Annotated in this window: 25 protein-coding genes, 2 tRNA genes and 1 other RNA gene; 16 read left to right on the top strand and 12 right to left on the bottom strand. The window is 53.4% G+C overall.

Annotated features, from left to right (window positions below):
- Positions 1 to 76 precede the first annotated feature (76 nt).
- Entirely contained in the window at positions 77 to 4039 is a 3963-nt protein-coding gene (gene putA / locus HV157_RS04775) for a trifunctional transcriptional regulator/proline dehydrogenase/L-glutamate gamma-semialdehyde dehydrogenase (protein WP_182268445.1), read from the bottom strand.
- A 422-nt stretch (positions 4040 to 4461) separates the two neighbouring features.
- Between putA and putP the strand changes: the two genes are divergently transcribed.
- Both putP and HV157_RS04765 read left to right on the top strand, forming a co-directional pair.
- Complete coding sequence (putP, locus tag HV157_RS04770) at positions 4462 to 5970, top strand: sodium/proline symporter PutP (RefSeq protein ID WP_020884712.1); 1509 nt, start codon at positions 4462 to 4464, stop codon at positions 5968 to 5970.
- 115 nt (positions 5971 to 6085) lie between these two features.
- Entirely contained in the window at positions 6086 to 6505 is a 420-nt protein-coding gene (locus HV157_RS04765) for a DUF3574 domain-containing protein (RefSeq protein WP_182268446.1), read from the top strand.
- Positions 6506 to 6537: 32 nt separating this feature from the next.
- On the opposite strand, the gene HV157_RS04760 is transcribed toward HV157_RS04765, so the two are convergent.
- Positions 6538 to 7722 (bottom strand): nucleoside transporter C-terminal domain-containing protein, encoded by a 1185-nt coding sequence (locus HV157_RS04760; protein WP_014169507.1) that lies wholly within the window; start codon positions 7720 to 7722, stop codon positions 6538 to 6540.
- 251 nt (positions 7723 to 7973) lie between these two features.
- On the opposite strand from HV157_RS04760, the gene efeU reads away from it, so the two are divergent.
- From efeU to phoH, 4 genes are all read left to right on the top strand, one after another.
- Positions 7974 to 8807: an iron uptake transporter permease EfeU gene (gene efeU / locus HV157_RS04755; RefSeq protein WP_020884710.1), complete on the top strand. Its 834-nt coding sequence runs from the start codon at positions 7974 to 7976 to the stop codon at positions 8805 to 8807.
- Between the two features lie 42 nt (positions 8808 to 8849).
- Complete coding sequence (gene efeO / locus HV157_RS04750; protein WP_063858501.1) at positions 8850 to 9977, top strand: iron uptake system protein EfeO; 1128 nt, start codon at positions 8850 to 8852, stop codon at positions 9975 to 9977.
- A gap of 5 nt (positions 9978 to 9982) precedes the next feature.
- On the top strand, positions 9983 to 11266 hold the full coding sequence (gene efeB / locus HV157_RS04745; RefSeq protein WP_182268447.1) for an iron uptake transporter deferrochelatase/peroxidase subunit: 1284 nt from the start codon (positions 9983 to 9985) through the stop codon (positions 11264 to 11266).
- A 499-nt stretch (positions 11267 to 11765) separates the two neighbouring features.
- Complete coding sequence (phoH, locus tag HV157_RS04740) at positions 11766 to 12554, top strand: phosphate starvation-inducible protein PhoH (RefSeq protein ID WP_024908976.1); 789 nt, start codon at positions 11766 to 11768, stop codon at positions 12552 to 12554.
- Positions 12555 to 12670: 116 nt separating this feature from the next.
- Here the strand turns inward: phoH and HV157_RS04735 are convergent.
- From HV157_RS04735 to HV157_RS04720, 4 genes are all read right to left on the bottom strand, one after another.
- Positions 12671 to 12806: non-coding RNA, RtT sRNA (locus tag HV157_RS04735), on the bottom strand.
- 45 nt (positions 12807 to 12851) lie between these two features.
- Positions 12852 to 12939, bottom strand: a tRNA-Ser gene (locus HV157_RS04730).
- 147 nt (positions 12940 to 13086) lie between these two features.
- Complete coding sequence (locus HV157_RS04725) at positions 13087 to 13764, bottom strand: isochorismatase family protein (RefSeq protein ID WP_040017121.1); 678 nt, start codon at positions 13762 to 13764, stop codon at positions 13087 to 13089.
- A 20-nt stretch (positions 13765 to 13784) separates the two neighbouring features.
- Positions 13785 to 14645, bottom strand: a complete 861-nt coding sequence (locus HV157_RS04720; RefSeq protein WP_020884706.1) for a pirin family protein — start codon at positions 14643 to 14645, stop codon at positions 13785 to 13787.
- 109 nt (positions 14646 to 14754) lie between these two features.
- Between HV157_RS04720 and HV157_RS04715 the strand changes: the two genes are divergently transcribed.
- On the top strand, positions 14755 to 15660 hold the full coding sequence (locus tag HV157_RS04715) for a LysR family transcriptional regulator (protein ID WP_014169514.1): 906 nt from the start codon (positions 14755 to 14757) through the stop codon (positions 15658 to 15660).
- A 301-nt stretch (positions 15661 to 15961) separates the two neighbouring features.
- On the opposite strand, the gene HV157_RS04710 is transcribed toward HV157_RS04715, so the two are convergent.
- Positions 15962 to 16049, bottom strand: a tRNA-Ser gene (locus HV157_RS04710).
- Positions 16050 to 16281: 232 nt separating this feature from the next.
- On the opposite strand from HV157_RS04710, the gene ghrA reads away from it, so the two are divergent.
- From ghrA to HV157_RS04690, 4 genes are all read left to right on the top strand, one after another.
- The gene (ghrA, locus tag HV157_RS04705; RefSeq protein ID WP_020884704.1) at positions 16282 to 17220 is read left to right on the top strand and encodes a glyoxylate/hydroxypyruvate reductase GhrA; all 939 of its coding nucleotides are present in this window, start codon (positions 16282 to 16284) and stop codon (positions 17218 to 17220) included.
- 84 nt (positions 17221 to 17304) lie between these two features.
- Positions 17305 to 18042, top strand: a complete 738-nt coding sequence (locus HV157_RS04700) for a phosphatase (RefSeq protein ID WP_014169516.1) — start codon at positions 17305 to 17307, stop codon at positions 18040 to 18042.
- A 20-nt stretch (positions 18043 to 18062) separates the two neighbouring features.
- A complete protein-coding gene (locus HV157_RS04695; RefSeq protein ID WP_182268448.1) occupies positions 18063 to 18617 on the top strand; it encodes a molecular chaperone in 555 nt (184 codons plus the stop codon).
- Between the two features lie 96 nt (positions 18618 to 18713).
- A complete protein-coding gene (locus HV157_RS04690) occupies positions 18714 to 19196 on the top strand; it encodes a DUF1097 domain-containing protein (RefSeq protein ID WP_182268449.1) in 483 nt (160 codons plus the stop codon).
- A gap of 43 nt (positions 19197 to 19239) precedes the next feature.
- On the opposite strand, the gene csgG is transcribed toward HV157_RS04690, so the two are convergent.
- From csgG to csgD, 4 genes are read right to left on the bottom strand one after another with little or no spacing between them, the layout of a single operon-like run.
- Positions 19240 to 20073 (bottom strand): curli production assembly/transport protein CsgG, encoded by an 834-nt coding sequence (gene csgG / locus HV157_RS04685; RefSeq protein ID WP_014169519.1) that lies wholly within the window; start codon positions 20071 to 20073, stop codon positions 19240 to 19242.
- A gap of 26 nt (positions 20074 to 20099) precedes the next feature.
- On the bottom strand, positions 20100 to 20513 hold the full coding sequence (gene csgF, locus HV157_RS04680; protein WP_020884701.1) for a curli production assembly/transport protein CsgF: 414 nt from the start codon (positions 20511 to 20513) through the stop codon (positions 20100 to 20102).
- 23 nt (positions 20514 to 20536) lie between these two features.
- On the bottom strand, positions 20537 to 20926 hold the full coding sequence (gene csgE, locus HV157_RS04675; RefSeq protein ID WP_020884700.1) for a curli production assembly/transport protein CsgE: 390 nt from the start codon (positions 20924 to 20926) through the stop codon (positions 20537 to 20539).
- A gap of 4 nt (positions 20927 to 20930) precedes the next feature.
- Positions 20931 to 21581 carry a biofilm master transcriptional regulator CsgD gene (csgD, locus tag HV157_RS04670; protein WP_020884699.1) on the bottom strand — a complete coding sequence of 217 codons (651 nt, stop codon included), beginning with the start codon at positions 21579 to 21581 and terminating at the stop codon, positions 20931 to 20933.
- Between the two features lie 766 nt (positions 21582 to 22347).
- Between csgD and csgB the strand changes: the two genes are divergently transcribed.
- The 5 genes from csgB to ymdB all read left to right on the top strand — a co-directional run bounded on the left by csgB (position 22348) and on the right by ymdB (position 24821).
- A complete protein-coding gene (gene csgB, locus HV157_RS04665; RefSeq protein ID WP_020884698.1) occupies positions 22348 to 22803 on the top strand; it encodes a curli minor subunit CsgB in 456 nt (151 codons plus the stop codon).
- A gap of 41 nt (positions 22804 to 22844) precedes the next feature.
- Positions 22845 to 23300: a curli major subunit CsgA gene (csgA, locus tag HV157_RS04660; protein WP_014169524.1), complete on the top strand. Its 456-nt coding sequence runs from the start codon at positions 22845 to 22847 to the stop codon at positions 23298 to 23300.
- A gap of 59 nt (positions 23301 to 23359) precedes the next feature.
- Positions 23360 to 23692: a curli assembly chaperone CsgC gene (gene csgC, locus HV157_RS04655; protein ID WP_182378400.1), complete on the top strand. Its 333-nt coding sequence runs from the start codon at positions 23360 to 23362 to the stop codon at positions 23690 to 23692.
- 159 nt (positions 23693 to 23851) lie between these two features.
- Positions 23852 to 24172, top strand: a complete 321-nt coding sequence (locus HV157_RS04650) for a type 1 fimbrial protein (protein WP_113656772.1) — start codon at positions 23852 to 23854, stop codon at positions 24170 to 24172.
- Between the two features lie 106 nt (positions 24173 to 24278).
- Positions 24279 to 24821, top strand: coding sequence for an O-acetyl-ADP-ribose deacetylase (ymdB, locus tag HV157_RS04645; protein ID WP_014169527.1), 543 nt, complete (start codon positions 24279 to 24281; stop codon positions 24819 to 24821).
- Between the two features lie 34 nt (positions 24822 to 24855).
- Here the strand turns inward: ymdB and mdoC are convergent, their stop codons facing one another.
- Positions 24856 to 25995: a glucans biosynthesis protein MdoC gene (gene mdoC / locus HV157_RS04640; protein WP_014169528.1), complete on the bottom strand. Its 1140-nt coding sequence runs from the start codon at positions 25993 to 25995 to the stop codon at positions 24856 to 24858.
- Positions 25996 to 26123 lie beyond the last annotated feature (128 nt).

Genomic DNA, 26123 nt, shown 5'->3' with positions numbered 1-26123 from the left:
GATGCGCTGTGCTTATCCGGCCCTGGTTATTTTGTCACCCCGGTAAGCGTAGTGCCACCGGGGATATTTTACACGATTAACCGATTGTCATCAGGCTCGCGTTACCGCCCGCCGCCGCGGTGTTCACGCTGAGCGAGCGCTCAACGTACAGACGTTCCAGCAACAGGTTGGTTTCGCCGCGGGCAAAGCCCTGTACCGAAACAATCGCACCGCTGCGGGCCGCTACCTGCTCGCACAGTTCGCGCAGCTGGTCGGAATCACCGTGATAGATAACGGCATCAAACGACTGAGTCAGCAGAGCATCGGGCTTCGCAAAATGAATGCGGGCAGAGACCGTTTTCGGCAGCTGTTTCGCGAGGTCACGATGCAGTGCATCTTCCGGCCACAGCACTTCACAACCGGTTGCAGCAGCGGCGGCCAGCTGAACCAGCGCATCCTGCTCGTTGTCCGCCACGCACAGCACACGCTCGCGCGGCATCAGCGTCCAGGTGTTGCGCTCACCGGTTGGCCCCGGCAGCAGGCGCTGCGTTCCCGCCTGCGCCAGTTCGCCATACTGCTGTGCGACAGCGCGCAGTTCCGGGCGTGTTTCTGCCCACGTGATGAGCGCCTCCAGCGGCTGTGTCAGCACGGCCTTCAGCTGCGCGTCCACCGGACGTTCGGCATCCTGACGTGCCAGCGTCACGCCGAGCGCATTGTCCGGACGGTTTGCCAGCAGACGGTACAGGTAGAGTGGACCACCGGCTTTTGGACCGGTACCTGACAGACCTTCACCGCCGAACGGCTGTACGCCCACTACCGCGCCGACCATGTTACGGTTGACGTACAGGTTGCCTACTTTAGCGCTGCCGGTCACCTGAGCGATGGTCTCATCGATGCGGGTATGCACGCCGAGGGTCAGGCCATAGCCAGAGGCGTTAATCTGTTCAATCAGCTCGTTGAGGTTGTTACGGTTGTAGCGCACCACGTGCAATACCGGGCCAAAGACCTCTTTTTTCAGTTCGTCGAAGCTGGCCAGTTCAATCAGCGTTGGCGGCACAAAGGTGCCGGTCTGCCACTCGCGGGCATCCTCGCTGTTTTCACGCACGGCCTGGAAGACCGGACGGCCTTTGGCGCGCATGGTCTGAATGTGGTTTTCGATATTTGCTTTGGCTTCCGCGTCGATAACCGGCCCGATATCGGTCGTGAGACGGCCCGGGTTACCCATACGACATTCGGCCATCGCGCCGCGCAGCATCTTCAGCGTGTGGTCTGCCACGTCATCCTGCAGACACAGCACGCGCAGGGCGGAACAGCGCTGGCCCGCGCTGTCGAAGGCGGAGGCGAGAACATCGACCACCACCTGCTCGGTGAGCGCGGAGGAGTCGACGATCATGGCGTTCATGCCGCCGGTTTCAGCGATGAGCGGCGTTGGACGCCCCTGCGCATCAAGACGGGTGGCAATATTGCGCTGCAGCAGGGAGGCCACTTCAGTTGAGCCGGTAAACATCACGCCGCGCACACGGTTATCGGCGGTCAGTTTCGCCCCAACCGTTTCACCGCGGCCCGGCAACAGCTGTATGACACCCGCAGGCACGCCCGCTTCCAGCAGAATGTTAATACCCTGAGCGGCAATCAGCGGGGTCTGCTCCGCCGGTTTTGCCAGCACGCTGTTGCCTGCGGCAAGTGCGGCGGCAATCTGGCCGGTGAAGATCGCCAGCGGGAAGTTCCACGGACTGATACACACCACCGGACCGAGAGGACGGTGGGTTTCGTTATCGAAATCATCACGAACCTGGCCTGCGTAGTAGTGCAGGAAGTCGACCGCTTCACGAACTTCGGCAATGGCGTTGCTGAAGGTTTTACCTGCTTCGCGTACCAGGATCCCGATGAGCGACTGCATCTGGTCTTCCATCAGCACCGCAGCACGTTCCAGAATGGCGCCACGCTCTTGCGGCGGCGTTGCGAACCAGATTGGCGCGTTATTCACCGCGCTGTCCAGCGCCTGATCCATTTCTGCTTCGGTTGCTTCCCGCACGTAGCCGACGATATCTTTTGGCTCCGCCGGGTTAATCACGGGCTGCATTTCGCCATCAGCGACGGGCTGCTCCAGAATCGGTTTGGCCTGCCATTTCTGCAGCGCGCTGTTGAGCAGGGCGGAGGAGAGGGAGGCCAGACGGTGTTCGTTCGCCAGGTCCAGGCCCGCGGAGTTCACGCGACCTTTGCCGTACAGTTCACGCGGCAGCGGGATCTTCGGATGCGGCAGGCCAATCTGACCTTCCTGGGCCGCCATCTTCTCAACCGCCTGCACCGGATCGGCAACCAGCTCGTCAAGCGGCAGGGTGGTATCGGCGATACGGTTAACGAAGGAGGTGTTCGCCCCGTTCTCCAGCAGACGACGCACCAGGTACGCCAGCAGGGTTTCATGGGTGCCCACCGGGGCATAAATACGGCACGGACGGTTCAGTTTGCCATCCGCCACTTTACCGGTGACCTGCTCGTACAGCGGTTCACCCATGCCGTGCAGGCACTGGAACTCATACTGACCCGGATAGTAGTTCTGACCGGCCAGGCTGTAGATGGCCGCCAGAGTGTGGGCGTTATGGGTGGCAAACTGCGGGTAAATCAGGTTCGGCACGCCGAGCAGTTTTTTCGCGCAGGCAAGGTATGAGACATCGGTGTAAACCTTGCGGGTATAGACCGGATAGCCTTCCAGACCTTCCATCTGGGCGCGTTTAATTTCGCTGTCCCAGTAGGCGCCTTTTACCAGGCGGATCATCAGGCGACGGCGGCTGCGGCTTGCCAGGTCAATCAGGTAATCAATCACGAACGGACAACGTTTCTGATACGCCTGGATAACGAAACCAATTCCGTTCCAGCCTGCCAGCTCCGGCTCGAAGCACAGTTTTTCCAGCAGATCGAGGGAGATCTCCAGGCGGTCGGCCTCTTCGGCATCGATGTTGATACCGATGTCGTACTGGCGCGCCAGCAGGGTCAGAGACTTCAGGCGCGGATAGAGCTCTTCCATCACCCGGTCGTACTGCGCACGGCTGTAGCGCGGATGCAGGGCCGAGAGCTTGATGGAGATCCCCGGGCCTTCATAAATACCACGACCGTTTGACGCTTTACCAATGGCGTGAATCGCCTGCTGGTAAGAGACCATATAAGCCTGCGCGTCGGCGGCGGTCAGCGCCGCTTCACCCAGCATGTCGTAAGAGTAGCGGAAACCTTTATCTTCGAGCTTACGGGCGTTGGCCAGCGCTTCCGCGATGGTTTCGCCGGTAACAAACTGCTCGCCCATCAGGCGCATCGCCATATCCACGCCTTTGCGGATCAGCGGTTCACCGCTCTTGCCGATGATGCGGTTCAGGGAGCGAGAGAGGTTGGCTTCGTTATGAGTCGAGACCAGTCGGCCGGTAAACAGCAGGCCCCAGGTCGCCGCGTTGACGAACAGCGACGGGCTGCGGCCAATGTGTGACTGCCAGTTACCGTTGCTGATTTTGTCGCGGATCAGTGCGTCACGGGTGGCTTTGTCAGGAATACGCAACAGCGCTTCCGCCAGACACATCAGCGCTACGCCCTCCTGAGAGGAGAGGGAAAACTCCTGCAGCAGACCCTGTACCATTCCGGCGCGGCCGGTGGCATTTTTCTGGTTACGCAATTTATCGGCAAGTTGATACGCCAGGCTGTGCGCCTGAGAGGCAATGGCTTCTGGCAGACGGGCCTGCTCCAGCAGCATCGGTACGGCGTCGGTTTCGGCACGACGGTAAGCACCGGTAATGGCGGCGCGGCTGACCGACTGAGGCAGGATCTGCTCGGCGAATTCAAGGAACGGCTGATGGTTTTCGTCAGCAGCGGCGGAAACCTCATCACTTTCATTGGCCGCACCCGCCAGCAACGCGGGCAGCTCTGGCAGCCCCTCATCGCTTTCGAGCCTTTCGAGGTAGTTAAAAATCGCCTGCTTGATTAGCCAGTGCGGCGTGCGGTCAATGCGGGTTGCTGCGGTCTTAATCCGTTCGCGGGTTGCGTCATCCAGCTTAACCCCCATGGTGGTCATACCCATGCCAAAGCTCCTGTTGTTCTGTCGTCGTGTGCTATCGATAGCGTGAAATATCCACCATGTTGCAACTTTGTGCAACCGTGTTAAATGTGACCTGGTTTGCAACCCAGGAAATGAATGGATTGTTAAGAGATGGTTAGCTGGAAAAAGTGCTGGTTTCTGGATGAGAGGCCTGTTTTTATGCGGGACTTAACACTTTTAAAAGGTGCAACCCGTAAAAGCGTGAGCGAGTGCAACCTATACGAAAGACGTATAAAACCAGGGATGAATTTGATGTAAATGCAGTGTTAAATCGTTTGTGTGCGAGCACTGCTTACGGCAGGATACGCGCGGCCAACAGAAACACATACACACATCACTACGTTCCGGTGATGACATAACAAGGCAACCCGGACGGTTGTCGCTCGACATTTTGGAGAATTTGAATGGCAATTAGCACACCGATGCTGGTGACATTTCTCGTTTATATATTTGGCATGATCCTGATAGGGTTTTTGGCATGGCGTTCAACAAAGAACTTTGACGACTACATTCTGGGCGGGCGTAGCTTAGGGCCGATGGTCACCGCACTCTCTGCGGGCGCGTCCGACATGAGCGGCTGGCTGCTGATGGGGCTGCCGGGGGCGATTTTCATCTCCGGTATTTCTGAAAGCTGGATTGCCATTGGCCTGACCGTCGGGGCATGGATCAACTGGAAGCTGGTTGCAGGCCGTCTGCGCGTGCATACCGAAGCCAACAACAATGCGTTGACCCTGCCGGATTACTTCACCGGACGCTTTGAAGATAACAGCCGCGTGCTGCGCATTATCTCTGCGCTGGTTATCCTCGTGTTCTTCACCATCTATTGTGCCTCTGGCATTGTGGCCGGTGCGCGCCTGTTCGAAAGCACCTTCGGCATGAGCTATGAAACGGCGCTGTGGGCCGGTGCTGCGGCAACCATTCTTTATACCTTCGTGGGCGGTTTCCTGGCCGTAAGCTGGACTGACACCGTGCAGGCGAGCCTGATGATCTTCGCTCTGATCCTGACGCCAGTCATTGTCATCTTCACCGTCGGCGGCTTTGCTGATTCGCTTGAAGTGATTAAGCAGAAGAGCATTGAAAACGTCGACATGCTGAAAGGGCTGAACTTTGTCGCCATCGTTTCTCTGATGGGCTGGGGTCTGGGCTACTTCGGTCAGCCGCACATTCTGGCGCGCTTCATGGCCGCTGACTCTCACCACACGATTGTTCATGCCCGTCGTATCAGTATGACGTGGATGATCCTCTGTCTGGCGGGTGCCTGTGCGGTTGGCTTCTTCGGCATCGCTTACTTCAACAATAACCCGGCGCAGGCAGGTGCAGTAAACCAGAACGCCGAGCGTGTGTTCATCGAACTGGCGGGCATTCTGTTCAACCCGTGGATTGCCGGTATTCTGCTCTCCGCGATCCTGGCGGCCGTGATGTCCACCCTGAGCTGCCAGCTGCTGGTCTGCTCAAGTGCAATCACCGAAGACCTCTACAAGGCGTTCCTGCGTAAAGATGCGAGCCAGAAAGAGCTGGTATGGGTGGGGCGTTTCATGGTGCTGGTGGTGGCCTTAATTGCCATTGCGCTGGCGGCAAACCCTGAGAACCGCGTGCTGGGCCTGGTGAGCTACGCGTGGGCGGGCTTTGGTGCGGCGTTTGGTCCGGTGGTGCTCTTCTCGGTGCTGTGGTCGCGCATGACCCGCAACGGCGCGCTGGCGGGGATGATTATCGGTGCGCTTACCGTGATCGTCTGGAAGCAGTTCGCCTGGCTCGGTCTGTACGAAATTATCCCGGGCTTCATCTTCGGCAGTATCGGCATTGTGGTGTTCAGCCTGCTGGGTAAAGCGCCTTCTGCCTCAATGCAGAAACGTTTTGCTGAAGCAGACGCACACTATCACACTGCACCGCCGTCTAAGCTGCAGGCTGAGTAATCTTTTTCGCTGATAGTCAGGCCGGGTAAGCGTGAGCGCTACCCGGCTTTTTTCTTGCCAAAATCCGCAATTTACGATGATATCGCTGTGCTTATAACAATGAGGATAGCGAAGCATGACAATCAAAACAGGGGTAATGGCAGCGGCAGTATTGATGCTGGCGGGCTGCAGTGTGCCGTCGCAACACGCGGCGATGGAGACCTGCAAAGCGGATAACCAGATGCAGCAAACCACGCTCTATTTCGGGCTAAACCGTCCCGCAGGGGCGCAAATCACCCCCGGCGAGTGGCAGCAGTTCGTTGACCAGGACGTGACGCCGCGTTTTCGCGATGGCCTGACGGTCTTTGATGCGCGCGGGCAGTGGCTGGGTAACGACGGGAAAGTGGCGCGTGAACCGAGCAAGGCGCTTATGCTGATCCACGGTAAAGATGCGCAGAGCGAGAAGAATATTGAAGCGTTGCGCGGTATTTATAAATCACGCTTCGCGCAGGAGTCGGTGATGCGGGTCGATCAGCCGGTGTGCGTGCAGTTTTAATGAAAGACGGCGGGAGAACCCGCCGTTATCGCTTACAGCACCAGTCCTGCAAAGCTGGCGGACAGCAAACTGACCAGCGTCGCGCCATACACCAGACGTAAGCCAAAACGCGATACCACGTTCCCCTGTTGCTCGTTCAGGCCTTTGATCGCCCCGGCCACAATGCCGATAGAGGCAAAGTTAGCGAACGACACCAGGAAAACGGACAAAATGCCCAGTCCGCGTGGTGACATCTGATGCGCAATTTTTTGCAGCTCAATCATTGCCACAAATTCATTTGCGACCAGCTTGGTTGCCATAATACTGCCGGCATTCAACGCGTCGCTCAGCGGAATACCGACCAGCCATGCCAGCGGGTAAAATACATAGCCCAGGATCTGCTGGAAGCTCATACCAAATACGCTGGAGAAGAGGGCGTTAACGGCGCTAATAAGGGCAATAAAGCCAATCAGCATCGCCAGAATAATCATCGCCACTTTAAAACCGGCCAGAATATACTCGCCAAGCATTTCGAAGAAGCTCTGGGACTCGTGCAGCTTTTCAAGCTTGATGTCCGGCTCTGCTTCCGGGCGCGCCGGGTTGATAATGGAGAGAATAATAAAGGTGCTGAACATGTTCAGGATGAGCGCGGCAACGACAAATTTGGCGTCGAGCATGGTCATATAGGCACCGACAATCGACAGAGATACCGTCGACATGGCCGTGGCCGCCATGGTGAAGAGACGACGAGAGGAGAGGTCGCCCAGTACACCCTTGTAGGCAATAAAGTTTTCAGACTGTCCGAGGATCAGCGAGCTCACCGCGTTGAACGATTCCAGCTTACCCATGCCATTCAGTTTTGACAGCAGTGTCCCGATTACCCGAATAAAAATCGGCAGAATTCGCCAGTGCTGAAGAATACCAATCAGTGCGGAGATAAAAATAATCGGGCAGAGTACGCCGAGGAAAATGAACGCCAGTCCTTTTTCACCCATCCCGCCAAAGACGAAATTGGTGCCTTCAGCCGCGAATTTCAGCAGTGACTCAAAGAATCCCGAGACATATTTAATAATGAACAGCCCGCTTTCGGCATGAAGGAAAAAGAACGCCAGGGCTATTTCAATGACAATCAGCTGTAAGACAAAACGAATGCGAATTTTTCGGCGGTCGAAACTCACCAGCCAGGCAAGCGCAAGAATAATCACCAGCGCCAGCAGGAAATGGATAATGTTAAACATGGTTAATTTTCAGTTGGTTTTTGAGGCAGATATTTAGCCACAGCCCTGATTAACCGTAAATGGGCATTTTCGCTATAACTTATAAACTTAACGATAACGCCAGCAATTATTACCAGGCTGGGTGTTTACAACTCGTCATCAAAACAACACACATTTCGCTTGTTTTTCTTGCTGGCGTAATGATAATCACTATCACAAGAATTTACCTTTCTTTGCATCAGTTGACCGCGATAAACATTTAAGGTGTCGGCATGTTTGTTCCATTTCTCATTATGTTACGTGAAGGTCTCGAAGCGGCCCTCATCGTCAGCCTCATCGCCAGTTATCTGAAGCGAACCCAGCGTGGACGCTGGATTGGTGTCATGTGGATTGGGGTATTCCTCGCCGCAGCACTCTGTCTGGGCCTTGGCATTCTTATCAATGAAACCACCGGTGAGTTTCCCCAGAAAGAGCAAGAGTTGTTTGAAGGGATCGTGGCCGTCATTGCCGTGGTAATCCTCACCTGGATGGTGTTCTGGATGCGTAAAGTGTCCCGCAACGTGAAGGTGCAGCTGGAGCAGGCGGTGGATAACGCCCTGCAAAAGGGCAATAACCACGGCTGGGCGCTGATCATGATGGTCTTTTTCGCCGTGGCGCGGGAAGGGCTGGAGTCGGTTTTCTTCCTGCTGGCGGCATTTCAGCAGGATGTGGGGATCTGGCCACCGCTGGGTGCGATGCTGGGTCTGGCCACTGCGGTGGTGCTGGGCTTCCTGCTCTACTGGGGCGGCATTCGTCTTAACCTGGGTGCGTTCTTTAAATGGACCAGCCTGTTTATTCTGCTGGTGGCCGCTGGGCTGGCGGCGGGGGCGATCCGCGCTTTCCACGAAGCGGGCCTGTGGAATCACTTCCAGGAAGTGGCGTTCGACCTCAGTAACGTGCTCTCAACGCATTCCCTGACCGGTACCTTGCTCGAAGGTATTTTTGGTTACCAGGAAACGCCGAGCGTCAGCGAAGTGGCGATGTACTTTATCTATTTGGTTCCGGCGCTGGTGCTGTTTGCCATGCCGCCGCGCACCGGCACTCAGACGTCGCGCGTTGCGCCGTAATCTGTCTGCATTAGTTACAACATACTTTTAAAGGGAAGAGTCATGGCAATTCAGTTCCGTCGTAGTGCGTTATGCGCAGGCATTGCCGCGCTGTTCGCTTCAGCATTTTCCGCCTGGGGCGCGGATGTTCCGCAGGTCAAGGTTTCGGTCAATGATAAGCAGTGCGAGCCAATGACCATCACGGTCAACAGCGGCAAAACCCAGTTTATTATTCAGAACCACAGCCAGAAGGCGCTGGAGTGGGAAATCCTGAAAGGCGTCATGGTGGTGGAAGAGCGTGAAAATATCGCGCCGGGCTTTAGTCAGAAGATGACCGCCAACCTGCAGCCGGGTGAATATGAGATGACCTGCGGGCTGCTGACGAACCCTAAAGGCAAGCTTATCGTGAAGGGTGACGCCACGGCCGACGCCGGAAAAGGCACGGCCCTGTTGAGCCTGGGTGATGCGATTACTGCTTATAAAGCGTATGTCATCAAAGAGACGGCGGACCTGGCTACCGGTACCAAAGCCTTCACCGATGCAGTAAAAGCGGGCGATATCGCGAAAGCGAAATCCCTGTATGCGCCAACCCGCCAGCATTACGAGCGGATTGAGCCGATTGCCGAGTTGTTCTCTGACCTGGATGGCAGCATTGATGCCCGTGAAGATGATTTTGAGCAAAAAGCAGCCGACCCGAAATTTACCGGCTTCCACCGTCTGGAGAAAGCCCTGTTTGGCGATAACACTCTCAAAGGGATGGATAAATATGCCGATCAGCTGAACAGTGACGTGCTTGAGCTGCAAAAACGCATCAGCGAGCTGGCCTTCCCGCCATCAAAAGTGGTGGGCGGTGCCGCGGGTCTGATTGAAGAAGTGGCGGCCAGTAAAATCAGCGGTGAAGAAGACCGTTACAGCCACACCGACCTGTGGGACTTCCAGGCGAACGTCGATGGCGCGCAGAAAATTGTCGATCTGCTGCGTCCTCAGCTGCAGAAAGATAACAGCGAACTGCTGGCGAAAGTGGATGCCAACTTCAAAAAAGTCGACACCATTCTGGCGAAGTACCGTACCAAAGACGGGTTTGAAACCTACGATAAACTGACCGATGCCGACCGTAACGCGCTGAAAGGCCCGATTACCACACTGGCGGAAGATCTCTCCCTGCTGCGTGGCGTACTGGGTCTGGATTAAGCACGATGAACAAGCAGAATGAACACGACGTGGTGGAACCTTCACGTCGTCGATTGTTAAAAGGAGTAGGGGCGCTGGGGGGCGCCCTTGCTCTGGCCGGAGGGTGCCCGGTGGCGCATGCGGCGAAACCGCAAAGTGCTCCCGGCACGCTGTCACCCAATGCACGCATGGAGACGCAGCCTTTTTATGGTGAGCATCAGTCGGGCATTTTGACACCACAGCAGGCCTCCATGATGCTGGTGGCTTTTGATTCGCTGGCAAGCGATAAAGCCGATCTTGAGCGTTTGTTCCGCCTGCTGACGACGCGCATCGCGTTTCTCACCGCCGGTGGTCCGGCGCCGGACACGCCTAACCCGCGTCTGCCGCCGATGGACTCCGGTATCCTCGGGGCATTTATCGCTCCGGATAACCTGACGATAACCGTTTCGCTCGGTGAGTCGCTGTTTGATGCGCGCTACGGGCTGGCAAAACAGAAGCCAAAAGCGCTGCAGAAAATGACGCGTTTCCCGAATGACTCTCTGGATGCTGCTCTCTGCCACGGCGATCTGCTCCTGCAAATTTGCGCCAACACCCATGATACGGTGATCCACGCGCTGCGCGACATCATCAAGCACACGCCGGACCTGCTGAGCGTTCGCTGGAAGCGGGAAGGGTTTATCTCTGACCATGCCGCCCGCAGCAAAGGGAAAGAGACGCCCGTAAACCTGCTGGGCTTTAAAGACGGCACGGCCAACCCGGACAGCCGTAATGATCCGCTCATGAAAGAGGTGGTCTGGGTGACGGCCGATCAGGGCGAGCCGGCATGGGCTGTGGGGGGAAGTTATCAGGCGGTGCGGATTATTCAGTTCCACGTGGAGTTCTGGGACCGTACGCCGCTCAAAGAGCAGCAGACGATTTTTGGCCGCGATAAACAGAGTGGCGCTCCGCTCGGGATGAAGAACGAGCATGATGTGCCTGACTACGCCAGCGATCCGAATGGCGATGTCATCGCGCTGGACAGCCATATCCGCCTGGCCAATCCGCGTACCAAAGAGACACAATCCAGCCTGATGATGCGTCGGGGATATAGCTATTCACTTGGCGTAACCAACGCCGGCCAACTCGATATGGGGCTGCTGTTTGTCTGCTATCAGCACGACCTGGAGAAGGGCTTCCTGACCGTACAGAAACGCTTAAACGGGGAAGCGCTGGAAGAGTACATTAAACCCATCGGCGGCGGTTATTTCTTTGCCCTGCCTGGCGCACGCGATCGCAACGCCTATCTCGCTCAAGGGTTGATTGAAGCCTGATAATTGTCCCTGCGATAATTCGCGGGGACATTATTTTTTCATATGCCTGTCCTGCTGTTATATTTCTGTAATATTCCTGTATGAGACTGATTTCCACTGTAGGGACAGTCTTAAAGTTACGTTCAGGTAAAATAAATGTTGCATTTATGATAACTCCTGATGTACTTAAGATAAGACAGCGGTAGTTCCCGGCAGTGATGCTGAATCACTATGGAGATCGCGAATGGTTGCGTCCTGTACTGGACATGGTAAACACAACACCCGCAGCACCCGGCGCGGAGGCTCAGACTCCGGCAGCGATTTCCTCACCACAAAATTATCCCCCTCGACTCAAGAATCTCTTTCGACCGACGTGCAGAATGGTGCGCGTAGCCGTTCTGTTGCGTCATCCGGTAAAGCAAGCAATGGCTTACAAGGAAGCCAACCCTCTGATGTTCGTGCGCATAATCGTGCTGAAACTGGCACGTGTGATGAATACCAACAACTCAAGGTGCTATCCATGGGAAGACAAAAAGCAGTGATCAAAGCTCGTCGCGAAGCAAAACGTGTGCTGAGACGGGATTCACGTAGTCATAAACAGCGTGAAGAAGAATCGGTCACCTCGCTTGTGCAGATGAGTGGCGTAGAAGCAATTGGCATGGCCCGAGACAGCCGTGATAATTCTCCAATTGTGGCGCGCAATGAGGCTCAGGCGCACTACCTGAATGCTATCGAGAGTAAACAGCTCATCTTTGCAACCGGCGAAGCCGGATGCGGGAAAACGTGGATCAGTGCAGCCAAAGCGGCAGAGGCGCTGATCCATAAAGACGTGGAGAGAATTATTGTCACCCGTCCGGTACTGCAGGCTGATGAAGATCTTGGCTTCTTGCCCGGAGATATTTCAGAGAAGTTTGCCCCTTACTTCAGGCCCGTCTATGACGTGCTGGTGAAACGTCTGGGAGCATCCTTTATGCAGTACTGTCTGCGACCAGAGATTGGCAAGGTGGAAATCGCGCCGTTCGCTTATATGCGCGGACGTACATTTGAAAATGCGGTCGTCATTCTTGACGAGGCTCAGAACGTGACCGCAGCGCAAATGAAGATGTTTTTAACGCGCCTCGGGGAAAACGTGACGGTCATCGTCAATGGTGATATTACCCAGTGCGATCTGCCATCGGGCGTGAAGTCCGGACTGAGCGACGCCATGTCACGTTTTGAGGAAGATGAGATGATTGGGGTGGTACGCTTCACGAAAGAAGACTGCGTGCGTTCAGCGCTGTGCCAGCGCACGCTGCAAGCGTACTATTGAGTTAGCCGTTGTGTTCAAGGCCCGGGAAACCGGGCTTTGTTTTTTGTGCGGGCGTCCTGTCCGGAGAATATAAAAGAAAAAAGCCCGTACTTTCGTACGAGCTCTTACCTTGAATATGGCGGTGAGGGGGGATTGACTCGCTTCGCTCGCCCTGCGGGCAGCCTGTTCGCTGCGCTTTCAGTCTGTCCAACTGGCTGTCGCCAGTTGTCGAACCCCGGTCGGGGATTCTCATCCCCCCTGTCCGGAGGATATAAAAGAAAAAAGCCCGTACTTTCGTACGAGCTCTTACCTTGAATATGGCGGTGAGGGGGGGATTCGAACCCCCGATACGTTGCCGTATACACACTTTCCAGGCGTGCTCCTTCAGCCACTCGGACACCTCACCATATTGTTTTGCTGCCTGACCGCTTGGGGGGCAACGGGGCGCTACTATAGGGAGTTGCGCTAAAACGGTCAAGCAGATTTTCTGCTTTAGTGCTTGTTCGGTTAAGCAATAATCAGCTCCACGTCTTTTTGACCGTGGAGCCGGTGATTAACGCTGTGAATCGAGCACTTCGCTGTTTTTGACCACCTCTTGTGCTCTGGTATAGCTTTCGATCAGCAGCTGATAGGCAGGGAAGATATGGGTATACACTTCAGCCCACTCGGCTGCATCTTCCCGGTTCCATGTCCGCTGGATCTCAGAGGCAACCGCCGCGGTATCCATTGGTACCACCCCGGCCTGGACCACGCGCGCCAGGGTGATCTCCTGAGCCATTTTGCTGTAGGTGCCGGAGGCATCAATAACCGCAAACACCTTATAACCCTCCGCGACTGCGCTAATAGAGGGAAACGCCATGCAGACGCTGGTGATGGTGCCGGCGATGATCAACGTTTTGCGCCCGGTGGCTTTCACCGCAGCCACAAACTCCGGGTTATCCCAGGCGTTGATCTCACCTTTACGTGGAACGTATTGCGCATGTGGCGCATTAGCGTGGATCTCCGGGATAAGGGGGCCATTCGGTCCCTGTGGAACAGAAGCGGTGGTGATCACCGGGATCTTCGCCAGGGTAGCGATTTTTGCCAGCGCCGCAGCACGTGCGCGCAACTCTGGCATTGGCATATCCCCCACGGTCTGGAAAAGTCCGCTCTGGTGATCGATAAGTAACATCACCGCATCGTTTACATCAATAACCGGGCGTGAGCCGTTAAAATTTGCAGGTGCAGACATCTTCTTCTCCTTTATTACCATCAGATCTGGCCGAAGCGGCCGGAGTTGAAATCACGAATGGCTTCCGCGATTTCGGTTTTACTGTTCATCACAAACGGCCCATAGCCCACGATGGGTTCATTCAGCGGCTCGCCGGCCATCAGCAGGACTTTGGCATCGAGGCTCGCTTCCAGATGGAGTGTGTCGCCTTGCTGGCTTAATACAACCAGCTGTGCCTCGCCTGCCTGGGCTGTTCCGTTCACCGTAATGGTGCCTTCCATCACAACCAGCGCCGTGCTCCAGCCCTCCGGCTGACTGAGCGTGAGATGGCTACCCTGATTGAGCGCAATGTCCCAGACGTTTAGCGGCGAAAAGGTGTGCGCGGGGCCAGCAACATCCTCGTAGCGACCTGCGATAACCCGCAGCGAGCCGCTGTTATCCGGCAGCGTGACCACAGGGATATCCGCCTTAGTGATGCTCTGGTAGCCCGGCGTCGCCATTTTGTCTTTGGCAGGCAGGTTGACCCACAGCTGCATCATTTTCAGTTCACCGCCTTTCTGCGCGAACGCGCTGGAGTGGAACTCCTCGTGCAAAATGCCAGCGCCCGCCGTCATCCATTGCACGTCCCCGGGGCCTATTACGCCGCCTCTGCCGGTGGAATCGCGATGTTCAACTTCGCCGGAATAGACGAGGGTGACCGTTTCGAAACCCCGGTGTGGATGCTCGCCGACGCCGCGCTTTGCCCCATCCGCCGGGAAGGTGTATGGCCCGGCATAGTCCAGCAGTAAAAACGGGCTGAGCGGCTCGCCGTGCGTCTGGTAAGAAAACATTGAACGTACCGGGAAACCATCACCAACCCAGTGTTGACGGGGAGCGGTATACACGCCTGTTACGTTTTTCATGATGAACTCCTGAAGCGTTGTTGATGTAATTAGCTTATATTCAGCGTTAATATCCCGGTAGATAGTGAAAATGGCATTCACTGTTCTGAAAATAGAACGATGAGGATTTATGCAGGATCTCAATGACTTCGTCTGGTTTGTGAAGGTGGTCGACTACGGTGGTTTTGCTGCCGCGGGGCGTGCGCTCGATTTGCCGAAGTCCCGGCTAAGTCGCCGGATAGCTCAGCTGGAAGAGCGGCTTGGCGTGCGGTTAATACATCGCACAACGCGGCAGTTTACGGTGACAGAAGTTGGCCAGACCTTCTATCAGCACTGTAAAGCGATGATGGTGGAAGCAGAAGCTGCTGAGGAGGCGGTGGCCGCGTTACAGGCTGAGCCGCGCGGTATTGTCAGGATCACCTGTCCGATAACATTGTTGCATGTCCATGTTGGCCCGATGCTGGCGAGATTTATGGCGCGCTATCCAGGGATCGCGCTGCAGCTTGAGGCAACCAACCGGCGGGTAGACCTGGTGGGGGAGGGGATTGATGTCGCGATCCGTGTGCGCCCGCGTCCGTTCGATGACAGCGATCTGGTGTTAAGGGTACTGGCTGACCGGGGACATTGCCTGGTCGCTGGACCGGCGTTGATTCAGCGGATGGGTAAACCGTTGGTGCCCTCTGAACTCAGTGCCTGGCCTGGATTAAGCACGAACGAGGGTAAACACATCCATAAATGGGAACTGAGCGGTCCCGAAGGGGCGAAGGCGGAAATCCATTACCATCCTCGCCTGATCACTACCGATATGCTGGCGCTGCGTGAAGCGGCTATAGCGGGTATCGGCGTGGTGCAGTTGCCCATATTGATGGTGAAAGATCAGCTTGCGTCAGGGGACCTCATTCGCGTACTTGATGCCTGGGAGCCACGACGTGAGGTGATTCATGCTGTGTATCCTTCAAGACGCGGGTTACTCCCGTCTGTCAGGGCACTGGTGGATTTTCTTACCGAAGAGTATGCGCGAATGGTGGAAGATTAATCTTTCCCTCTCCCCTGGAGCGAGGGTGAGGATCTTACACCACACAAGGCCTCATGCTGCATGGGCGGGGAATATAAAAGAAAAAAGCCCGTACTTTCGTACGAGCTCTCATCTTGAATATGGCGGTGAGGGGGGATTGACTCGCTTCGCTCGCCCTGCGGGCAGCCTGTTCGCTGCGCTCTCAGTCTGTCCAACTGGCTGTCGCCCGTTGTCGACCCCCTGTCGGGGATTCTCATCCCCCCTGTCCGGGGAATATAAAAGAAAAAAGCCCGTACTTTCGTACGAGCTCTTATCTTGAATATGGCGGTGAGGGGGGGATTCGAACCCCCGATACGTTGCCGTATACACACTTTCCAGGCGTGCTCCTTCAGCCACTCGGACACCTCACCATATTGTCATCCCGTTGTTGCCGGGACGGGCGCTAATGTAAGGAAAAGCCGAACTGGCGTCAACTCACTTTTTCAGTAAATCAGTGCATTTAGACAAACTTCAGTCAACATGGCTTTTAAATGTGCTGAAAGCGCCTTTTTTATCAACAACGCGGTGGCGGTAAAAATTTGTTATGCTGGCAATCCAGTTGAAAATGAACACAAAACAGCGCAATAAAAGGCAGGAATGACTATGGATATAATCTTCTATCACCCCACTTTTGATACTGCTTACTGGATTAAGGCACTTTCGGCGGCGTTGCCCGGGGCGCGCGTGCGGGAGTGGAAACGTGGTGATAACGAACATGCTGACTACGCGCTGGTCTGGCATCCGCCGGTAGAAATGCTCCAGGGCCGTAAACTGAAGGCCGTTTTTGCACTGGGCGCCGGCGTGGATTCGATTCTGAGCAAACTGAAAGCACACCCTGAAATGCTGCCGGAAGAGATCCCTCTTTTCCGTCTGGAAGATACCGGCATGGGCCAGCAAATGCAGGAGTATGCCGTCAGCCAGGTGCTGCACTGGTTCCGCCGCTTCGACGACTATCAGGCACTAAAACAGCAATCCCACTGGGAGCCGCTGCCGGATTATCAGCGCGAAGATTTTACCATTGGTATCCTCGGGGCTGGCGTGCTCGGCTCAAAAGTCGCTGAAGCACTTGCCCCGTGGGGCTTCCCACTGCGCTGCTGGAGCCGTAGCCGCAAGGATTATCCGGGCGTAGAAAGTTTTGCCGGCGCTGATGAGCTTCCTGCGTTCCTGAACGGTACGCGCGTGCTCATCAACCTGCTGCCAAATACGGCCGAAACGGTGGGGATTATCAATGGTGCACTGCTTAATCAACTGGCTGACCAGAGTTACGTAATGAACCTGGCGCGCGGGGTACACCTTGTTGAGTCCGATCTGCTGCAGGCGCTGAACAGCGGAAAACTGAAAGGGGCGATGCTGGATGTGTACAGCCGCGAGCCGTTACCGGCCGAAAGCCCGCTGTGGGCACATCCGCGTGTGGCGATGACGCCGCACATTGCAGCGGTCACGCGTCCGGCGGAAGCTGTGGCCTATATTACCCACACCATCAGTGAGATGGAGCAGGGCCATCCGGTAACCGGACAGGTCGACAGACAGCGCGGCTACTGAGTGAAACCCGGCGTTAGCCGGGTTTTTGCTAATATTCGCTGCAGATAACTGCTATCCTTTGGAAAAACCGCAGAGGAGAGAAAGATGTATCCCGTTGACCTGCATATGCACACCGTCGCCAGTACCCACGCGTATAGCAACCTCCATGATTATATCGCGCAAGCGAAACGCAAGGGCATTACGCTTTTTGCGATTACCGATCACGGCCCGGACATGGCAGATGCGCCGCACTACTGGCATTTTGTGAATATGCGGATCTGGCCACGTCTGGTGGACGGTATTGGGATACTGCGCGGTATCGAGGCAAACATTAAAAATACAGACGGTGAAATCGACTGCACCGGACCGATGCTGACCTCTCTGGATCTGATCCTTGCCGGTTTCCACGAGCCGGTTTTCGCGCCGCAGGATAAAGAGACGAACACCCGAGCGATGATTGCTGCCATAGCCAGCGGCAACGTGCACATTATTTCTCATCCGGGTAATCCTAAATACCCGATTGATATCGAGGCTGTTGCCCAGGCGGCAGCGAAACACCGCGTGGCGCTGGAGATCAATAACTCTTCTTTTGTTCACTCGCGCAAGGGCAGTGAAGCAAACTGTCGCGCCGTGGCAGCAGCAGTGCGGGATGCCGGTGGCATGGTGGCGCTGGGTTCCGATTCCCATACCGCGTTTACGCTGGGTGATTTTAGTGAATGCCTGAAAATACTGAATGACGTGGATTTCCCGGAAGACAGGATCCTTAACGTTACCCCACGCCGCATGCTTGATTTCCTCGAGTCACGTGGAATGGATCCGATTGATGAATTTGCCGATCTTTAATTGTGTAATGGAATAAAAAAATGAATGAGTTTTCCATCCTTTGCCGCGTGCTGGGTACGCTGTTCTATCGTCAGCCGCAAGATCCGCTGCTGGTTCCACTCTTTACCCTGATTCGTGAAGGGAAACTGGTGCAAAACTGGCCGCTGGAACAGGATGAGTTGCTGGAGCGTCTGCAAAAAAGTTGCGATATGCAGCAGATTTCAACGGATTACAACGCGCTGTTTATTGGCGACGAATGCCGCGTTTCGCCGTACCGTTCAGCCTGGCAGGAAGGGGCGACGGAAGCTGAAGTGCGCGCGTTTCTCTCTGAACGCGGAATGCCGCTGACGGATACCCCTGCTGACCATATCGGAACGCTGCTGCTGGCTGCGTCCTGGATTGAAGATCACGCCGCTGATGATGAGAACGAGGCTATCGAAACGCTCTTCGAAGCGTATCTGCTGCCGTGGTGCGGTACTTTCCTCGGCAAAGTTGAAGCACATGCGACCTCGCCGTTCTGGAGAACGCTGGCTCCGCTGACCCGCGACGCCATTGCGGCAATGTGGGATGAGCTGGAAGAAGAGGATGAGGAGTGATTTAGGTCACATAAATTCTGCAACCATACATTTTATCTTGCACGGAATGTGCATCTGATCTCATTTCCATGGCGCGCTTCTGCTAAGATGCGCGCCATGAACATATTACTGTGTATCGCATTCACGACAGGCATTCTCTCCGGACTATGGGGATGGGTGGCGGTCTCTCTCGGGTTGCTCAGCTGGGCCGGGTTTCTGGGCTGTACGGCCTACTTTGCCTGCCCGCAGGGCGGCGTAAAAGGGCTTTTCATCTCTGGTTGTACCCTGATGAGCGGTGTTATCTGGGCACTCGTGATTATGAAGGGCAGCGCGCTGGCCCCGCATCTGGAGATTCTGGGCTATATCATGACCGGCGTAGTCGCGTTTTTGATGTGTATCCAGGCAAAGCATATGCTGCTGTCGTTTGTACCCGGTACCTTTATAGGCGCATGTGCGACGTTTGCAGGGCAGGGGGACTGGACGCTGGTGCTTCCTTCGCTAATGCTGGGGTTGGTGTTTGGCTATGCCATGAAGAACAGCGGCCTCTGGCTGGCCGCCAGACGGGATAAAGCGCAAAACATCAGTGCGGTAAGTGAATAAAAAAAGGCGAGATGATGATCTCGCCTTTTTTATGCGCTTCCTGTCAGGATTCCGGAGGCACTGACATATCGCGGTATTTAACCAGTATCGGGTTTTGCGCCTCTGCTTTGTTCTGCAGGTCCCACAATCCACGATCGATACCATCATTAATCAGGAAGATTACCCCGGTTTCTATGGCTGACATCAGACACATCATGACCGGTTCGTTCGAGGTATACCCGATTTCACCCTCCAGCAAACGCTGGTAATCGATGAAGCGGAAAACCCCGGCCTGCACTTCATAAGAAAGAATGGTTTTGCTGGTCGTTACCGAAGAGAGCACTTCGCCCGTGCTGACGTTGACGACACGCAGGTTTACGGCGATTTGGTCGAGCTGATATTGCGTATCAGCACCGATACCAAAGTATCGCGCGCCCACACCACCCGATTTAACGTTGCTTTCATAACCAATAATCGATCCCTCGATCATGACGTTCGCCGCGGCCAGTGATTCCAGCGGCATGCGGTTATTATTCGCGACGGTGCCATTTTCCTGAGCAGCGCGAATAATTTTCCGTTCATTTAACAGGTTTTGGAGACCCTGACGTTCCAGAGGAATAAACCAGTGCGAATCTTTCAGGGCGGTCACCAGCATGGCGGTGGCGCTCTGTGGCACTGCCGTAGAGAAGTTACTTGCCGGATAAGGTTTAAATTGTCCCGTTTCATCCTGAATGTTGTAAACCGAGACAAATATTTTACCGGTCGGCGCAGGTAAATGTGTTAAATCACGATAGCTTTGAGCCCGAGGCATTAATGTTGGTTTTGCAGCTTCTTTAGGTGGAGCAGTTAAACAACCGCTCAATAAGCACACTGCAACAAATATCAGGAAGCGCTGCATGATCGTTGTCCTTATTTCGTTGTTGTTTAAAAGTTCGTTGAATCACTTTGTAGACCGGAAACCTGAATGGTGGAGGTTTTCCCGGTTTTTCGATCGGTAACGTTCAACTGGAGTTGTCCGTCCTTGTTGGCGATGTCGACAATGAAGTCGTTGGTCACCATTCGGCCGGGTTTGCCGGTATTAATGTTGGTCAGCAACCCTCCCAAAATCTGCGACTGGATAGCCTGCGTGAAGTTGTCCAGTGCCGATGGGGTATCGACGCTAAAATCCTTAAAGCTGGGATCCTTATAGGAGTTTTGCGCCTGGGCTTCGTTCAACAGAAACGCCCCATTATTGGGATTACCGCCAAAGTTAGGGTTACGGAACTGGAACGTCATATTTCCGGCCCAGCTTATAGGGGTTATTAGCATTATCGAAACAACTGCATATGCAATACGCATGACAGCCTCCGGATATAGGTTCGCTAGAATTCGTCTTTTGCTAAATCGCTGGTGCTTAATAGCGCTTTATCAATTTGCAGGCGATTAATAGCATCTTCTGATTGAGCCAGTGCTAAGGCTACGTTTTTATCGAAGTCTATTTTCGTGGGGAATAAAAATGTTTGATAAATAACGTCCTGATTAGCCGTTATTGTTATCCAACTTCCCCATCGTGCACTGGGCCGCTCGTTGATTGTTATATTTCCAGTAAATGTACTGTCCCATTTGTCACTGAATGCACGATAAAAATTGTGCCCGACCGAGGAGACAGTGTGGTCTGTTAACAATCCGGGAACTTCGACCTCGACGGCCCGTACGTTCCCGGCAGCGAGCATGAAACTCGCTGCGGCGATCCAACTCAACGTGCGTTTCATTTGATTAACGCCTGAGGTTATCGTTTGCCCATGAAACAGCCTGAGTTCGGTTCTTAACAGCTATCTTCTTGAAAAGATTATAAAGGTGCGTCTTTACCGTATTTTCGCTGATAAATAACGAACGGGCGATTTCAATATTTGAAGCACCAATGCGCAATTTGTTCAGGATCTCTTTCTCACGGTGCGTTAGCAGCGCTGACTCTGAACTGTTATAGCGGTAATTTCCGGAGTGCGTGATGAGGTAGCTGGCAAGTTTTTGCGAAAAATAACACTCGCCGCGCAATATACCCTGCAGACCTTCGACCAGCCGATCTTCTTCTTCCGTGATATAGAACACACCATTGATATGCGGCCAGCTTTCAATATCCCTGAAGGGATACTCATCAGGAGTATTCAATAATAACACGCGGATATTATTGTTTTTCCTGCTTAAATTATCTTGCCAGTAATGGATAAGCTTTTTATCCGCTTCCATCATATCAATCAGAATGATACTGCCAGGTGCAATATCATCAAAAGAACGTTGAATATTATGTAATTTCCCGTGCAGAGACAGCGATTGCTTTAAATGTTGTAATAAAGCGGTCGCTTGCAACGAAGGTTTTGTGATCAACAGTAACGTATGACCATGTAAACTTTGGACTTCATTATACATGATGAAACCCCACTTTTTTATGACACCTGACAGCGGTCCTCCAGATAAAAAAGAGGACCCCAGAAGTACTGACAGATGTTGCACTGCTGTGTGAAGAAAAAAACCATAACCTCCAGCAGGAGGTAAATATAAAACAAATTTCGTACATCTGATTTCAATCTAGCTATTACTAACTTTAAAGCAAGTGTTAAACGTGTAACAGAATGTAAAAATCAATATTAATTTGTGAAAATGGACTCTTTTAAATGTTGTGGAATGATAAGAAAGTTGTACATGTAAATAACCATGCACAGATTTTAAAAATCATACAAATATTTATAATTGTTTGATTTTTATGGATATTAATTATTTATTTCTTCCTGTAAAGAGGTATGAGTCACAGAGATTTTCTAAGTCCTGGAATGAACGATGCTGCGTCTTAAGAAAACAGGTCTCGTGTCACGTGTTGTGTAAAATGTCCTCCTGGCGTTTCGTTTAGCGTCCGTTGCATGGGGGCTTTACCCCTCTCGTCCCGCTGCACAATCGATTATTAAGAAAGGCTTAATAGAAAAATAAGAACCCCGGTCTATAACGTTTTTTTGCATGGAATTACTACTTTGAGGTGACGTGATAAATAAAAATAAGCCACGCGGGTGAGATATTTAAAATGTTTCGGCAGACATACTCATCACCGTAACGACGCGTTAACAAATTACGAGTCGTTCTAACACGAAGTCACAGTAACAAGGTTATGGCGTTATCAAATAGCCAGGTCCAGGGTGACAACATGAAAAATACATCGTTATTTATGATGTTTACATTACTGGGTGCGCCTGGATTTGTAATCGCGGCTGATTCAGATTTGGCTAACGCTGAATATAACTTCACGGTTAATGAATTAAGTCGTTCATCATTAAATCAGGCAGCCATTATTGGTCAGCAGGGCATGTTAAATGATGCTCAGGTTCGCCAGGACGGGTCAAAATTATTGTCCATTGTTTCTCAGGATGGAGCAGGCAACAGAGCGAGAGTTGATCAATCAGGGACTTATAATATTGCCTGGATCGATCAGAGCGGTAGCGCGAATGATGCAGGTATTACGCAAGATGGATATGGTAATAGTGCGAAAATTATCCAAAAAGGGTCGGGTAATAGAGCAAATATTACGCAGTACGGTACGCAGAAAACCGCAGTTGTAGTGCAGAGACAGTCGCAAATGGCGATTCGCGTTATTCAGCGTTAGTTATTTAGCGGCGACTTTAATCAATCCGATGGGGGTTTACCATGAAATTTATCAAAGTGGCAGCAATTGCAGCAATCGTAGTTTCTGGTAGTGCTATGGCCGGTAGTATTAATCAAGGCGGTTGGGGTAACGGGCATGGCCACGGTGGTCATGACAGTGGTCCAAATTCAACGCTGAGCATTTACCAGTACGGTGGCGGTAACTCGGCTCTCGCTTTGCAAACCAGTGCGAGAAATTCCACACTGACCATTAATCAGAGTGGCGGCGGTAACGGTGCTGACGTTGGCCAGGGCTCTGATGACAGCTCAATTAGTCTGACTCAGAATGGTTTCGGTAACAGCGCAACGCTTGACCAGTGGAATGGTAACCACTCGGTGATGAACGTTAGCCAGTACGGTGGTGGCAACGGTGCTGCTGTTGATCAAACCGCATCCGGATCCACTGTGACTGTTCAGCAGGTTGGTTTTGGCAACCACGCGACTGCACATCAGTATTAATTTCCAGTCTGTGCTACAAAAAACAGGGCATTTGCCCTGTTTTTTTTCGGGAGTTCATCATGAATACCTTAATTCTCCTCGCGGCGCTTTCCAGTCAGATCACGTTTAAAACATCGCAACAGGGAAATATGACCACCATTATTCCGCAGGTTATTCTGACGGAACCGTGTGAATGTCAGGTGCAGATTGTCTCTTTGCGACAGGGGCAGGGGGGGCAAAGTTCTTCACGGCAACAAAACACACTTTTTATTCCCGCTAATCAGACGATTGATTTAATGCGGCTGAGTTTAAATATAGAGTCCGGAGACAAGGTGAACATTACTGTCACTGTCTTTGACGGGAAATCGCTTCATTTATCACAGCAATGGTCCCCGGCGGGAAGTGCGCTCTAATGATTATGAAATCAAGACGTTGTGGATATGGCGGGCGTGCGCGGTTGAGCTATGCTGTTATCAGGAACTGTGCAGTGCTGTTCCATAACGTGATGCTTTGTTTGCCCTAACGGAGCGCGTTTACCCCTCAAGGACGACTTTCATTGAGGAGTACATATAGTGACCAAATATTTAGCCCGACGGGTTTATGGTTTAGGTTTCATCCTCTCTGCATTTATTACCCCCGCTTTTTCAGCCACGACTGTCGACGGTGGTGTGATTCATTTTCGCGGCGCTATTGTCGCAGACCCCTGCGTGGTCACACCGCATCATGACGCGTTTGCAATGACATGCCCGGATAATAATCGGATGCAAACGCGCAGGGTCAGCTATGAAGATGTACTTAACGGTCAGGTCAACGATTCCAGCCTCGCAACTCTCAGCATGAAGTACCTTAATCCCGAAAAAACGCTCGCGGTTGTTCAAATTCAGTATCGTTAATTCTCGCTCTTCCGCTCCCCGGCGGAAGAGGTTTTTCCCCGATAGTTTTTTATCCATACCTCCTCTGCGATACACTTAAGAAAAAGGCGGGTAGCAGAGGGTACGTATGAAACCGCAAATTGAAGTCATTCATGGCGATATAACGACGATGCACGTCGACGTGATCGTTAATGCGGCCAATCCATCTCTGATGGGCGGGGGCGGTGTTGACGGCGCAATCCACCGGGCTGCAGGACCGCAGCTCCTTGAGGCCTGTAAAGCTGTGCGTCAGCAGCAGGGTGAATGTCCTCCGGGTCATGCGGTGATTACCCTCGCGGGAGATCTTCCTGCCAAAGCGGTGATTCACGCTGTGGGGCCTGTATGGCATGGCGGCGATCGGCATGAGGCGAGTATTCTGGAGGAGGCGTACCGCAACTGCCTGCGCCTGGCAGCGGATAACGGCTATAAGACGATGGCTTTTCCGGCTATCAGCACTGGGGTATACGGATATCCAAAACCTGCCGCTGCCACGATCGCGGTAGAGACCGTTTACCGATACCTCTCCCTCAAGCCGATGCCTGAGAAGGTGATTTTTGTCTGTTTCGACGAAGAAACCACGCACCTTTATCAGCGGCTTCTCACGCAGCGTGGACAGGACGTAGAGAGCTAAAACAAACGCGGCGCACTGAGTGCGCCGCGTTTGTTTATGAGGCTTTAGCCTGCGGTTTTCCTGAAAACAGGAAACGCAGGAGCGGGATCCGCAGATGGATTTCATAAAGCACGATGGCAATCCCAATCACAAAGACCAGTCCGGTAAAGAAACCCAGCGTGTTGGACGCAATATGTGGCGTGATATAAGCGCCGAAGAACAGCGTCAGCGGGTGGTGCACCAGGTAAATAAACAGTGAAGCATTGACGAAGTAGGTTACGCGGCTGGACTTAAAGTTCAGCAAGCGGTGTCCCAGCGCGAAGACCACATTCACCATCCACAGACCCAGCAGCATGGTGATCACGCTTTCTGTTTCATACATCCAGCCATCGCCGCTGCCATAGCGCTGATTTAACAGATAGGCCGCAAACGCGATAGCGGCACCCAGAGCGCACCATGGCGACGGGGTAGTAAACAGCGATTTAAGCTTGGGATGAATAAATGCCAGCGCACCGGCTAAAAAGAAGGGGATGTAAAACAGCGACTGCATCACGACGAAATTGAACAGCCCGTCACTCAGTATCGGCGGATACACGATAAATAGCGTGCGTCTCACGGCTGCATAGGCGATACCCAGCAGCAAAAAGAGCAGAGACAGTTTACCCAGCGTAATATTGGCGAAGAAGGTATCGGCCTGGGTACTCAGGCGATGGCGCAGGCGGCTGAAAATGACCAGACTGACCGTGGTGAGCACCACCAGGACCAGCAGGAACCACAGGTGAGACACCAGTTCCCAGACCAGGGTATTGTACTTTTCATACAGCGTCAGATTTGGCCAGTTCTCCGCTTTGCCTTTGACGTACTGCAACATAATAAACTGCGGCAACGTCAGCAGGGGAATGGCGGTCAACATCGGAATGCCCACACGCTCCACGCGCACTTTCCACCAGCGTTTTACCGGGTAGCGTAAGAACAGCATGTAGGAGAAATAGCCGGATATGACAAAAAACACCTGCATACGAAAGGCATGGATAAAGTCATTAAACAGCGTGAGCCACCAGGAAGGCATCTGGCTATTCACATGCCAGGTGTGGCTGGAGTAAATCAGTGAAATGTGAAAGGGGATCCCCAACAGCATCAGCCATGCCCGGATCGAGTCGAGGAAATATTCACGTTCTACAGGTGTTGAGCTCATATAACTTTGTGCATTCTCAGACTTTTCGCCTTATCCCTAAGACTCATAATGGTTACATTCGAAGCCAACCCTACACCAAGACCGACACCCTGTCTCCAGGATAAGCACGCAAAGTGAAAAGCGGGTTC

Origin of the sequence: Enterobacter sp. RHBSTW-00318, from assembly GCF_014101375.1 — a bacterium.
GTDB lineage: Bacteria > Pseudomonadota > Gammaproteobacteria > Enterobacterales > Enterobacteriaceae > Enterobacter > Enterobacter ludwigii.
The sequence above is the reverse complement of the archived record's forward strand: the minus strand, read 5'-3'. Positions and strand labels throughout refer to the sequence as shown.